Raw genomic sequence first — 13,034 nt, forward strand, 5'->3', positions numbered from 1 at the left:
AGAAAGCGACGTGCTGCAAACAGGATGGAAACGCTCATTGAAATCGGCTACTCCGCCTGGCAGGTGGGGCACCAATAGAGTTTGCGGGCGGACAGGTCCGCACCGGCGACCGGTGTCGCGCACACCAGGCAGGGCATCCCGGCCCGCCGGTAGACGTAGACCTCGCCGCCGTGCCGGTCCTGTCGGGGCGCTCGGCCGGTGACCTCCGGCAGGTGCTCCGGTCGCACGGTGTCGATGCGGCCGACGCGCACGCCGGCGGCCATCAGGGCCACGAGATCGGCCCAAATGGATTCCCACTGCTCGCGCCCGAGCGACCGGCCGGGCGTGTAGGGCGGGACGCCGTGCCGGAACAGCACCTCGGCCCGGTAGACGTTCCCGACGCCAGCCAGCACCTTCTGGTCCATCAGCAGGGCGGCAATACTCGTGCGGGAACGCGAGATCCGCTGCCAGGCGCGCTCGGGTTCGGCATCCGGGCGCAGCGGGTCGGGCCCCAGCCGCCCGCGCAGCGCGGCGACCTCCTCGCCGGTCAGCAGCTCGCACGCGGTCGGGCCGCGCAGGTCCGTCCAATGTGTACGGCCAACGACGCGCATCCGCACCTGGCCGCGCGGTTCGGCCAATGGGAGCTCGGACTCGGTGAACGTGCCGTACAACCCGAGATGCACGTGGACGACCCGGTCCGGGCCGTAAAAGTGGAACAGGTGCTTGCCGTGCGCCTCGGCCCGCTGGAACAGCGAGCCGTCCAGCAACGAAGCACTGGTGGCGAACCTGCCCTGCGGGCTGTGCACCTGGACCTCGGTGCCGCCGAAGAGGTCGCCGTGCAGCCCGGCGAGCCGGTGCAGCGTATGGCCTTCAGGCATGTCGACGTTCCGTCCGCGTCAAGCGAGGATCCACAGCACGACGGACTCCACGAAGTACGCAACCACGCACCACAGCGCGACGAACAGGCCACGCCGAACGGGCCGATCACGATCCCGGAACACCACCCCGGCCAGCAGCGAAACGACCAGCATGAGGAAGCCGCCCACGATCAGCCACACGCCGACACCGAGCATGCAATCGGGCTGGGCGCAGACCGAGCCTCGGCCACCGGCCAGGACAGGCGCGAGCGCGCGTTGCCCGAAATACAGCACCAACACCCCGACCGCGGTTCCCGCCGCTGCCACCAGTGGTGTCAGCAGTGCCGCGGTCGGACGCGCCGTTGCCATGGTCAGTTGCCCGGCAGAGCCGGGGGCTCGCCGGTCTCCTCGTACCTGGTGAGCAGGTCGATGCGGCGCTGGTGCCGACCACCCTCGAATTCGGTGGTCAGGAACGCCTCGACGATCTTTTCGGCCTCGTCGACGGAGTGCATCCGCGCACCGATGCCGGCCAGCAGCGCGTTGTTGTGCTGCCGAGCCAGCTTCGCGGTCTCGACGCTCCAGGCCAGCGCGGCGCGGGCGCCGGGGACCTTGTTCGCGGCGATCTGCTCGCCATTGCCGGACCCGCCGAGGACCAGCCCGAGGCTGCCCTCGTCGGCGACGACGCGGCGGGCGGTCTCGATGCAGAACGGCGGGTAGTCGTCCTGGGCGTCGTATTCCGCCGGACCGATGTCGGTCACGTCGTGACCCTTGTCGGTCAGCCACTTGACGAAGTGGTTCTTGAGTTCGAAGCCGGCATGGTCGGAGCCGATGTAGACGCGCACGCTGGCAGTCTGCCAAATAGCCCGCCTACCCCGCATACCCTGGTTAGGCTTGCCCCCGTGACCAGCGCGAACACCGAGGTGCACCGCGGCTGAGCGCACCCGGCCCGCGCTCTGCCGCCTCGCGCGCTGGCCGTCGAGGTGGCCGGCGGCCGGGAATGGAAGTGGCGCCGTGAAGTGGCTGGAGATCGCGCCGGACGTTTTCGTCCGGCGCTACGCCGAGCTGGACCTTTCGGTCGGGCTCGTGGTCGGCGCGGAGTCCGCGCTGGTGATCGACACGCGCGGTGACCACCAGCAGGGTTCGGAACTGGCCGACGCGGTGCGTCAAGTCACCGCACTGCCCTGGCAGGTCGCGATCACGCACGGCCATTTCGACCACTGCTTCGGCACCGATGCCTTCCTGCCCGCACCGGTCTGGGCGCAGGAGCGTTGCCCGGCGTACCTGGCCGCCACCGCGGACGAGCAGCGCGGCCAGTGGGTCGCGCACTACCAGCGCGAAGGCCACCCCGAAATCGCCGCCGCGCTTGCCGACTCCGTCCCGACCACGCCGGACCGGCTGGTCCCCGAACGAGCCGATCTCGACCTGGGTGGCCGAACCGTGCAGCTGCGGCACCTCGGACTCGGGCACACCGACCACGACCTGGTCATCGCGGTCCCCGACGCCGGGGTGGTGTTCGCCGGTGACCTCGTCGAGCAGGGCGCGCCCCCTGACTTCGGCGACTCCCACCCGGAACACTGGCCATCCACAGTGGACGCCCTGCTGGCACTCGACCCGATCACGGTCGTACCCGGACACGGCGGCCCGGTCGACCACGCCTTCGTCCGCACGCAGCACGCCGAACTGACCCAATTGGCCGTCGCCTGCCGCGAATACCGCACCGGCCGGGCGTCTTGGGACCAAGCGGTTCGCCGCTCACCCTTCCCCGCGGACACCACCCGCGACGCGTTGCGACGGGTCCGCTGATCTCCACTTCCCCAGGATCAACTAGACCGTTCAGATCCATATACTAGGCCGTTCGGCCGCATTGTGCGGCGGAGTGGATCCGAATAGCGCCCACGCACGTCATTCTTTGCGAAACAGGGGGGTTCTGCCGAGGAGGGGCGCGTGCCTGACAACGTGGGTGCGGACATCGGCGCTGCTGAGCGGATGGTTCAGCAGTGGCAGGAGCGGGCTGCGGAGAAGGCCGAGAAGTTCAGCCGGATGCAGCAGGAGATCGAGCAGATCGCGGTGACCGAAACCTCCCGCGACGGCTCGATCCAGGTGACCATCGGGTCGAACGGAATCCTGCGGGACCTCCAGCTGACCGAGAACGCCAGCAACCGCCCGATGGCGAAACTGGCTGCCGAGATCATGCGCGCCGTGCAAGCGGCGCAAGCGAGGGTCCCGGCACTGATGCAGCAGGCGGTGGCCGACACGGTCGGACTGGAGGACCCCGCCGCCCAGCACGTGCTCGGCGAGGCGCGCAAGAGCTTCCCGGACCCACCCGCAGACGAGGACGAACCGCGGCAAGGCCGTTCCGGCGTGCCGCAGATGCGGTTCGGCATCGAGGAAGACTACGAGGAACCGCAGCGGCCGCAACCGCCGCAACGGCCCGCCGCCCCGCCGCCGCACCAACAGCGGCCATCACGTCGCCGCCCGGACGACTTCGACGACGACGACTTCGGCGACCGTTCGTTCCTGCGCTGAAGCACCTTACTGAGGGGAGCTGACGATGGCGGACCAGATGAACGTCGTCACCGAAAACCTGCGCGCCCATTCGTCCAAAGTGGATGGTGTGGTCGACCGGCTGAACACCGCGTTGGACGCCTCGCAGCAGGTGACCATGGACGACAGCGCCTACGGAATCCTGTGCCAGCCGTTCGCGATGATGCTGCAGCCCGTTGAGCAGAACGGGGTTCAAGCGTTGCAGAAGGCCGTCTCGGCGATGGAGGGCATCGCCGAGAACGTGCGTGGCGCCGCCGAGGACTACCAGTCCATGGACGACGACAACAGCTCCATGTTCCGTGGGATGCAGTGATGGCCGACAACGACCTGGTCGTCACCGAAGACACCCTCCAGAAGGACCCGAACGAGACTCCCGACAGCATCAAGGGAGTCGGCATCCTGGAGTCCGCCCACGACATCAAGAGCCTGGAAGACGGGTCCAGCTGGGTGGAAGCCGGGCTGGCCTACGGCGGCATGGCGATGGAAGTCGCCAGCATCGCGATGGACCCGATCGGCACCCTGGCGTCTTACGGCGTCTCGTTCCTCATCGAGCACGTGCAGCCGCTCAAGGAAGCGCTGGACTGGTTCGCCGGCGACCCCGACGGCGTCAAGGCCTACGGCCAAACCTGGGGGAAGGTCTCCGAAGCGGTCAAGGCAGCCGTGGAGGAGTACAACAACGCGGTCAAGGGCGACACCGCGGAGTGGACCGGCGCGGCGAGTGACGCCTACCGCAAGCAAGCGGCCGAGAAAGCCGATGCGGTGGCCAGCGCCGGTGAGCTGGCCGGAACGCTCAGCACGGTCGTCACGATCATGGGCGAGGTCGTCTCTTTCGTCCGCGAGTTCGTTCGCGATCTCGTCGCCGACTGTGTCTCCCGGCTCATCACCTACGCCCTGGAAGCGCTGGGCACCTTCGGACTCGGTACGCCGGTGATCGTCGCCCAGGCGACCGCCTTCATCTCCAAGACCGTGTCGAAGATCGGTGAGGTCGTCAAGAAGCTGATCAAGACGATCAAGAACGTCGCGCCGAAGATCAGCAAGATGGTCGAGGTCCTGGGCAAGGTCATCAAGAAGCTCGGGGATATGCCGGACAAGTTCGCCGAAGGCGCGTGGAAGAAGGTCGACGACGTCTTCGGCACCAACATCGTCGGCAAGCACAACGCCAAGTTCGGCGGCGGCGGCAGGAGCCTGCCCGACGGCGGCGGATCCGACGGCGGCTCGGGGTCCGGTTCGGGCTCGAACGGGTCCGGTTCGGGCTCGGGTTCGAACGGAACTGGGTCGGGTTCCGGCGAGACCGGTTCGGGATCGGGTTCGGGAGGCAACGGTTCTCACTCGGATTCCGGCAGCGGTTCCCGCTCGGATTCCGGCTCGGGCAACGGCAGTTCCGGCTCCGGCTCAGACAGCGGCTCCGGCTCCGGCTCCGACCACAGCCCAGGTTCGGACAGCGGTTACAACTCCGGCTCCGACCACAGCCCAGGTTCGAGTGGTCCCGCGAGCCCGCGCTCGGATACGTCGTCCGACGGTCCGGCGCGCTCCCACAGCACCGACTCAGGGGGTTCGCACTCGTCCGGCTCGTCGCCGGGATCTCACTCCGCCCCCGACGGCCCAGCTTCGTCGTCCGGCGGTGGCCCGTCGCACGATGGCGGCGGTTCTAGCAGCGGCCACTCCGCCGGGAACGGCTCGGCGGCCGATTCCCCCAGCTCGCCCGGCGGCGGACACCTGCCGGACGGCCCGCGCACCACGTCGTTCTCCGGCGATCTCTCCGGCAGCCCCGATGTGGGCGGCTCGCACGGCTCGCCCAATGGAAGCTCCAGCCCCGACCTCGGTGGCGGCTCGTCGCACGGCGGCTCAAGTCCTGATGGCGGCGGATCACCTGGCGGCAGCCACTCGTCCGGCAGCCACTCGTCCGGCAGCCACTCGTCCGGCGGCAGCAGCACCGGCGGCGGAATGCCCGGCGGTGGCGGGACTTCCGGCGGCGGGATGCCCGGTGGTGGCGGCAGCCACGCACCGTCTTCGTTCGACCGGCCGAACCCGAACACCCCGTCCAGCACCAGTTCGTCCAGTGTGGACGCGCCTGAGGCACACGCTCCTAGCCCCACGGCGTCGCCGAACCCGCCCCGCGCCGACCAGCCGCCCGCCAGCGCCCCGGCGGGCGGCCCGACGGGTGGTGGCGGCATGGCAGGTAGCCCCGGCGGCGGTGGTGCGAGCCCGAGTGGCGGCGGAAGCCGTCCAGGCAGCGGTGGCGGCTGGACCGGCACGCCGGGCAGCCCCGGCGCGGCGGGACGTCCGCCTTCGACCCCGGACGGTCCGCCTCGCCCACGTGGCCCAGAAGGCAGCGGGCCCCGCACACCGGAACGCCCCACCGCGGCGCCTCGCGGATCGGCTGGCCCGGACGCACCGTCTCGCCCACGCAGCGGGCCCGACAGCCCGTCCCGGCCGACGGGTCCCGACGGTCGCGGCCCGGGCGGCACCGGAACGCCGCGCACCGACGCGCCGGGCTCCCGCCCGGACGCACCGTCCCAGCGGCCCACCCACCCCAACAACGGCCCAGGCCAACGCCCCGACGCGGGGGGCCCCGGCTCGACCAAACCGGACAGCCCGAAGACCCCGGACACCACGAAGACTCCGGACTCGACGAAAACCCCGGACTCGACGAAATCTCCGGACACCACGAGGCAGCCAGACGGCGCCAAGTCGCCCGACACGGCCAACCAGCCGGACTCGAAGCGCCCCGATCCCACCGACCCGGACCGCCCGAAGGACGGACCGGACTCCCAGAAGGAGCCCGACGGCTCGAAGGACGGGCCCGACTCCCAGCGAGAACCTGACGGGTCGGACAGCCCGAAGGACGGGCCGAACGATCCGGATCCCGACACCCCGGAGCCCGGCACTCCCGAATACGACCAGAAGATCAGCGACGGCGCCGACAACCTGAGGGAGACCGACGCCGGCATGTCGGGTCACACCGACCCGAACCACCAGAACCTCGCCGACCAGGTCCCCAACGACGGCAAGCACACCACCGTCGACGCCCATATGGGCCCGGACGGCCGCATCCAGATCGGCGGCCGCAGCTACTCGCCCGACGAGTTCGCCGACGTGCTGCGCCGCTCCGGCTGGGACGGGCAGAGCCCGATTCGCCTGGTCAGCTGCGACTCCGGCGATTTCGCCGGCGACCTGGCGAAGAAGCTCGGCGTGGACGTGACGGCCCCGCGGGGCCTGGCGTGGACCGACAGCAACGGCAGGGTCTTCTCCACCAGCCAAGCACCCGACGGCGGTCCCACCTGGCCTCCGGACGGCGGTTGGGACACCCACCACCCCGACGGCTCCAACTCGCCGGCCAGCGACGATGCCTTCCACCCGTCCCGTGACGGCGCCGACCCAGGCGACCGCCCCGACGACGCGACCCACCGGGGAAACCCGCCACGCGATGTCCACGCCCCGTCGGAACACGAATTACTCGACAACGGAAAACCCAACCCAGACTTCCGAAAAACCGCCGAAGAGCGGGCAATACACGATCCGAACTATCGCGAGCGCTACTACGACGGCCCGGACAAGAACGGAAACTACCGGCGACGCACGGAAGACACCGAAGACCTCGCGGGCGACCAGGTCCCACGACTGCGCTACAGCGACGAAAACGGCTTCCACATCCCCAGTGACGACATCAAGGTCTTCGCGAAATGGGACGACCTTCCGCACACCCCGCCAAGCGGCGACGACGCCTTACGACACTCGAATCTCGTCGACGAGCGGCAACGGCAGCTCGACAATCTTCAGCAAAAGAAGGACAACTACGAGCCGTATGATGAGCAGAAGGACGCGGACGGCAATGTCATCCGGGAACGAGACTCCTCCCCGGAGGCCCAGGAAGCCAAGGACGAACTAAGCGCCGCGCACAAGGATGTCACGAACACCGGGGAAGATTTCGGCGAAGCCGCGGCCGACGACATGCTCGCGCAGCATTACGGTGTCAACCCCGATCAAATCCAGACATTCAACGGTTCCGGAGTCTTCGACAAGGTCGTCGAGCTTGACGACGGCCGAATCATCATCGTCGAAGCCAAGGGCCCGAACGCCGACCTGGGGGCCAGGAGAGACCTGAACGGCGACCTCGTGCAGCAGGGAACGCGGGAGTACATGGAATCGATCCTCGACAACATGAGGCGAAATGGCCCGGACGAGGCGCTCGCCGCCCGCATCAAGGCGGCACTCGAGGACGGAGACGTCGAGTATCTCGAAGTCAAACCATCCGTTCGAGAGGTTGTCGGCCCGGACGGCCAGAAACATCACGTCTACGCGGGCTACAATCGCAGGAAGTTCCACATTTGACGCCGCGACCAGGGACAACAATGACCTCGACCACCAGGCACGTGAGCGCCGACGCCAATACCGAAAACGAAATCGCGAAAAGCGCGGGCTTCGTGGACATGTTCTTGTCCCGCGCGGCCCGCAACACCCGCCAACTCCGAAACGTTTCCGACGAATCGCTGATCACGACGAGCTATCGGGTGCTGCTGGATCCCACCGCGGCGAAAAGAGAAACCCACGCCGGGCTCCTGCTGTCGGCCGAAGCGGGAGCGGGATTCTTCGCCGCGGCCAACCGGCCGGAAGAGGAATTCGAGTACACGGTCGGCGCCACCACCACATTGCACCGCCTAGGCCCGACGAAGAGCCACGCCCCGAAAATCTGGCTGAATTCCCTGTGGGCATCGGTCATTTGCCGAGCACACCACCTCGCCGAAGACCTTTTCCAGACACCGCTGGAGACCCTTCGCGAGGGCGGTGGCACGTTCGATGAATACATGTACTCATGGATCGACACCTTGCAGGGATACTTCCGCGGCGACGACGACGTGTATGCGAAAGTCAACCGAAGCATCGAGCTCACCGACCCCGAAGGGCTTCAATTCGGCTCGCCAGAGATCGTGCTGCTTCGCTACTACCCGGCGATGAAGTTGCTCTACAACATCGCGGCAGGCGAGGCCGATCAGTTCAACCAGAACCTTGCCGAGGCAGTTGAACTCCATCGTCGCTTTTGGACCGCCGATGCCGAGCGATCCTCGAACCCGGACGGTTTCTTCGCCCTCGCACCAACGGCGCTCGCGGCCCTGGCGCATGACAACGGGATCGCGGTGCAGGTTGATTCGGAGTACCTGCCGAGGAACTTCGTCACCGGCACGTGGCCCGAGGTTGACGCGTAGCGATTTCGCGAAACCGGCGGTCCTGCCGCGGGGTGGCGGCGATTTCGCGCGAAATCGCCGCCAGCCCCAGGGCGGGCCGGACGGGCCGTTCGGCTCAAAGCGAGGACATCCGGACAAGATGATCGGCCGTTCGGGTCGTCTCCGGTAGGCGGTACTTCGGGGCGAGGCGGAGTACGAGCTCGCACGCATCGTCGAGGGTGAAGCGGTGGCCGACCGAGACGAACACCGGTTTCACCCCGCGCCGTGTTCGCAGCGCTCGGCCGACGACCTCGTCGTCGAGCCGAAGCGGAGACCATTCGCCGCGCTCCACGCCGCACGGCTCGTAGCGGCCGGCCGCGTTAAGCGTTGGGGCGGTCTTGCCGACGCCTATGCTGGGAAGGTCGGTCAACACCCCCAGGTGGCAGGCCAGGCCGAAGCGGCGCGGGTGGGCCAAGCCCTGCCCATCGCACACCAGGACATCCGGTTGCACCGACAGCTCGGACAGCGCCCTGAGCAACGGGGGCGCCTCGCGAAAAGCGAAAAGACCTGGAATGTAAGGAAATTCCGCCTTACCATCGACGACTACGCTGTCCACAACGGTCAGATTCGCCACGTCGAGGACCGTTACCGCGGCGACCAGTTCGGCCGAGTCTTCGCGGTACGCGACGTCCAAGCCCGCCGCCGTGCGCACCGCTGCCGGCCCGCCGTCGAAACGCACCAGCGGGCGCAGTCGTTCTTGGATCGCAACGGCTTCGGCCTCGGTCGAGGGCCACGGGTGCAGGTCGCGGACGCGGATCACTCATCCGATCGTAGGCCACGGCAGCGACGCCCCGGGGGCCTGCGATGAGCCGTCATTTGCGCGAACGCCGATCCGAGCGGGGAAGAGCTCGGCCGCAGCTCGTGCGTGCTTTGGGTGCCACGGCGCTCCGAAGCACGCACGAGGTCTGGCCAGTCGTCTGCGGGTGCCCGCTCCTCAGTCGAACTGCGGGGACTCGGTACGGGTGCGCTTGAGCTCGAAGAAGTACGGGTAGCTCGCCAGCGCCACCGCGCCGTCGAACAACTTCGCCGCCTCCTCGCCGCGCGGGATGCGGGTGATCACCGGCCCGAAGAACGCGACCCCGTCGACGTGGATGGTCGGGGTGCCCACCTCTTCGCCCACCGGATCCATGCCCGCGTGGTGGCTGGCGCGCAGCTCCTCGTCGTACTCGGTGCTGCCGGCCGCCTCGGCCAGCGACGCGGGCAACCCCACCTCGGCCAGCGACTCGCTGATCACCTGCTCGAAGTCCTTATTGCCCTGGTTGTGCAGGCGGGTGCCCATCGCGGTGTACAGCGGGTCCAGGACCTCCTCGCCGTGGTGCTTGGCGGCGGCGATGGCCACCCGCACCGGGCCCCACGCCCTGTCCAGCAGTTCCAGATATTCCGCCGGCAGGTCGCGGCCCTCGTTGAGCACCGACAGGCTCATCACGCGGAAATGCAGATCGATGTCACGGACCTCGGCGACCTCCAAGATCCAGCGCGAGGACACCCACGCGAACGGGCACGCCGGGTCGAAGTAGAAGTCGACCCGGGGGCGGGTAGCGGCACTCATCAGTCCTCCCATGTTCTGCGGTACACCGGCCGACGGGCACGAGCGGGAAACCACCGTCCGTATCGCCTCCGATGTCCGTTCGATCGCGGATGCGTTCCGGCACGCCCCGTCATGGGTACCAACCCCGGTAGGGTCGGTTGTCTTCCCGCCCGACCCGACACGCCGACGACAAAGCCGGACCCGCCCGGCGACACGCCCGAACGCGGACGTGATTTGATGCCTGCGCCAGGTGCGCCGCACGCCCCTGGCATGACGAGTCCCGACGAGCAACGAGGTGATCCGTGGCCCCGCCGAACCTCACCCGCGAACAGGCCGAGCAGCGCGCGGCCTTGCTGGAGATCCAGTCCTACGCGATCGAACTGGATCTCGCTGCCGGCGCGGGTGGGCCGGACGTGGAGACGTTCGGTTCCACCACCACGGTGCGGTTCCGCAGCAACCAAGCGGGCGCCGACAGCTGGATCGACCTGGTGGCCGAACGGGTGTATGGTGCCGTGCTCAACGGAGTTGAGCTCGACGTCTCCGACTACGACGAGTCCACCGGCATCCGGCTGCCGAACCTGGCCACCGACAACGAACTAGTGGTGCGCGCCGACTGCGCCTACACCAACACCGGTGAGGGCCTGCACCGCTTCATCGACCCGGTCGACGGCGGCGTGTACCTCTACAGCCAGTTCGAAACGGCCGACGCCAAGCGGATGTTCGCCTGCTTCGACCAGCCCGACCTGAAGGCCACCTACCAGATCACGGTGGACGCGCCGGCCGACTGGAAGGTCATTTCCAACGCCGCCGCCGAGGTCACCGCCTCGACGAACGGCAACCGGCACGAGTTCGCCACCACCAAACCGATGTCGACCTACCTGGTGGCACTCGTGGCCGGTCCGTACGCGGAGTGGCGCGATGTCTTTCCCGGCGCGGACGGTCAGGACGAGATCCCGCTGGGCATCTACTGCCGCGCCTCCCTGGCCGAGCACCTCGACGCCGAGCGACTGTTCACCGAGACCAAGCAGGGTTTCGGCTTCTACCACAAGGCGTTCGGGGTCCCGTACCCGTTCGGCAAGTACGACCAATGCTTCGTGCCGGAGTTCAACGCGGGCGCGATGGAGAACGCCGGCTGCGTCACGTTCCTGGAGGACTACGTTTTCCGGTCGAAGGTCACCAGCTACCTCTACGAGCGGCGCTCCGAGACTGTGCTGCACGAGATGGCGCACATGTGGTTCGGCGACCTGGTGACGATGCGCTGGTGGGATGACCTCTGGCTCAACGAGTCGTTCGCCACCTGGGCCAGCGTGCTCGCGCAGGTCAGCGCCACGCAGTACCACCACGCCTGGACGACGTTCGCGAGCGTGGAGAAGTCGTGGGCCTACCGGCAGGACCAGTTGCCCTCCACCCACCCGGTGGCCGCCGACATCCCGGACCTGCAGGCCGTGGAGGTCAACTTCGACGGCATCACCTACGCCAAGGGCGCCTCGGTGCTCAAGCAGCTCGTCGCCTACGTGGGCCTGGACAACTTCCTGGCCGGGCTGCGGATCTACTTCAACCGGCACGCCTGGGCCAACGCCACCCTCAACGACCTGCTGCGGGCATTGGAGGAGGCATCCGGCCGCGACCTGTCGTGGTGGAGCGCCCAGTGGCTGGAGACCACCGGTCTGAACATGCTGCGGCCCCGGTTCGCCACCGACGACAAGGGGCGGATCACCTCGTTCGAGGTGGTGCAGAACGGTGCCCGGCCCGGCGCGGGTGAGCTACGCACGCACCGGCTGGCGATCGGCATCTACGACGACGAGGGCGGCAAACTGGTGCGCAAGCACCGCGTCGAACTCGACGTCAGCGGCGAGCGCACCGAGGTACCCGATCTGGTCGGCGTGCACCGGGGCAAGCTCGTGCTGGTCAACGACGACGATCTGACCTACTGCTCGCTGCGCTTCGACCCCGAGTCGCTGACCACGCTGATCGACCGGATCGGCGACATCGAGGAATCGCTGCCGCGCGCACTGTGCTGGTCCACGGCCTGGGAAATGACCCGCGAGGCGGAGCTCAAGGCGCGCGATTTCGTGACCCTGGTGCTCGGCGCCTCCGCCGCCGGGGGCATCGGCGCCGAGAGCGAGATCGGCGTGGTGCAGCGGGTGCTGTTGCAGACACAGACCGCACTTGGGTCCTATGTGGACACTTCATGGCAGGCCGAGGGCTGGCGGCGGTTCACGGCTCGGCTCTTCGAGCTCGCCCGCACGGCCGCGCCCGGCTCGGACCACCAGCTCGCCTTCGTCAACTCGCTTGCCGGATCGGTGCTTTCCGATGGGCAGGTCGCCGAGCTGCGCGGCTGGCTGGACGGCTCCGCACCCCTGCCCGGGCTGACCGTCGACACCGACCTGCGTTGGCAGCTGCTTCAGGCGCTGGTCGCGCACGGCGCGGCCGACGAGTCCGAGATCGACGTCGAGCTGGACAAGGACCAGACTGCGACCGGCCGGCGACGTGCGGAGCGGGCGCGGGCGCTGATCCCGACCCCGGAGTCCAAGGAGAAGGCCTGGCAGCGGGCGGTGCATGACGACCAGTTGCCGAACGCGGTCAGCGACGCGATCATCGCGGGCTTCCAGCACCCGGCCCAGCGCGAGCTGCTCGTGCCGTACGTGCGGCGCTACTTCGAGGAGATCGACGAGGTCTGGCAGCGCCGCTCCAGCGAGCGGGCCCAGCCGACGGTGATCGGGCTGTTCCCGTCGTGGGCCGTCGCCGACGAGACCGTCGCGGCCGCGGACGCCTGGCTGGACGGCGAACACCCCTCGGCGCTGCGCCGCCTGGTGTCGGAGGGACGCGCGGGCATCGTGCGCGCCCTCGCGGCTCGCGAGTTCGACCGCTCCTGACACCAACGGGTGATAAGTGCGGGCCCCC

General features: G+C 68.4%; 11 protein-coding genes. 6 read left to right on the forward strand and 5 right to left on the reverse strand.

Annotated elements, in window-relative coordinates; translation table 11 throughout:
* Positions 1–47: 47 nt before the first annotated feature.
* From BJ970_RS02960 to BJ970_RS02970, 3 genes are read right to left on the reverse strand one after another with little or no spacing between them, the layout of a single operon-like run.
* Positions 48–857, reverse strand: coding sequence for an Fpg/Nei family DNA glycosylase (locus tag BJ970_RS02960; protein WP_184723372.1), 810 nt, complete (start codon positions 855–857; stop codon positions 48–50).
* A gap of 18 nt (positions 858–875) precedes the next feature.
* A complete protein-coding gene (locus tag BJ970_RS02965) occupies positions 876–1,205 on the reverse strand; it encodes a hypothetical protein (RefSeq protein WP_184723375.1) in 330 nt (109 codons plus the stop codon).
* Positions 1,206–1,207: 2 nt separating this feature from the next.
* Positions 1,208–1,678, reverse strand: coding sequence for a ribose-5-phosphate isomerase (locus BJ970_RS02970; RefSeq protein ID WP_184723378.1), 471 nt, complete (start codon positions 1,676–1,678; stop codon positions 1,208–1,210).
* Between the two features lie 169 nt (positions 1,679–1,847).
* Between BJ970_RS02970 and BJ970_RS02975 the strand changes: the two genes are divergently transcribed.
* The 5 genes from BJ970_RS02975 (at position 1,848) to BJ970_RS02995 (ending at position 8,584) form a co-directional block, all read left to right on the forward strand.
* Positions 1,848–2,639 carry an MBL fold metallo-hydrolase gene (locus tag BJ970_RS02975; RefSeq protein WP_184723381.1) on the forward strand — a complete coding sequence of 264 codons (792 nt, stop codon included), beginning with the start codon at positions 1,848–1,850 and terminating at the stop codon, positions 2,637–2,639.
* A gap of 141 nt (positions 2,640–2,780) precedes the next feature.
* Complete coding sequence (locus tag BJ970_RS02980) at positions 2,781–3,362, forward strand: YbaB/EbfC family nucleoid-associated protein (RefSeq protein WP_184723384.1); 582 nt, start codon at positions 2,781–2,783, stop codon at positions 3,360–3,362.
* Positions 3,363–3,387: 25 nt separating this feature from the next.
* On the forward strand, positions 3,388–3,693 hold the full coding sequence (locus tag BJ970_RS02985; protein WP_184723387.1) for an ESX-1 secretion-associated protein: 306 nt from the start codon (positions 3,388–3,390) through the stop codon (positions 3,691–3,693).
* The gene (locus BJ970_RS02990) at positions 3,693–7,712 is read left to right on the forward strand and encodes a DUF8616 domain-containing protein (RefSeq protein ID WP_184723390.1); all 4,020 of its coding nucleotides are present in this window, start codon (positions 3,693–3,695) and stop codon (positions 7,710–7,712) included. The genes BJ970_RS02985 and BJ970_RS02990 overlap by 1 nt, the downstream gene beginning before the upstream one ends.
* Before the next feature lie 41 nt (positions 7,713–7,753).
* Positions 7,754–8,584: an immunity 49 family protein gene (locus tag BJ970_RS02995; RefSeq protein WP_184723393.1), complete on the forward strand. Its 831-nt coding sequence runs from the start codon at positions 7,754–7,756 to the stop codon at positions 8,582–8,584.
* Positions 8,585–8,678: 94 nt separating this feature from the next.
* On the opposite strand, the gene BJ970_RS03000 is transcribed toward BJ970_RS02995, so the two are convergent.
* Both BJ970_RS03000 and BJ970_RS03005 read right to left on the reverse strand, forming a co-directional pair.
* Positions 8,679–9,359, reverse strand: coding sequence for an endonuclease V (locus tag BJ970_RS03000; RefSeq protein WP_376775103.1), 681 nt, complete (start codon positions 9,357–9,359; stop codon positions 8,679–8,681).
* A 177-nt stretch (positions 9,360–9,536) separates the two neighbouring features.
* Positions 9,537–10,151, reverse strand: a complete 615-nt coding sequence (locus tag BJ970_RS03005) for a mycothiol-dependent nitroreductase Rv2466c family protein (protein ID WP_184723399.1) — start codon at positions 10,149–10,151, stop codon at positions 9,537–9,539.
* A gap of 281 nt (positions 10,152–10,432) precedes the next feature.
* Here BJ970_RS03005 and pepN point away from each other — a divergent pair, with 281 nt between their 5' ends.
* The gene (gene pepN / locus BJ970_RS03010; protein WP_184723402.1) at positions 10,433–13,006 is read left to right on the forward strand and encodes an aminopeptidase N; all 2,574 of its coding nucleotides are present in this window, start codon (positions 10,433–10,435) and stop codon (positions 13,004–13,006) included.
* Positions 13,007–13,034: the final 28 nt, after the last annotated feature.

The sequence above is a fragment of the Saccharopolyspora phatthalungensis genome, from assembly GCF_014203395.1.
Taxonomy (GTDB): domain Bacteria; phylum Actinomycetota; class Actinomycetes; order Mycobacteriales; family Pseudonocardiaceae; genus Saccharopolyspora; species Saccharopolyspora phatthalungensis.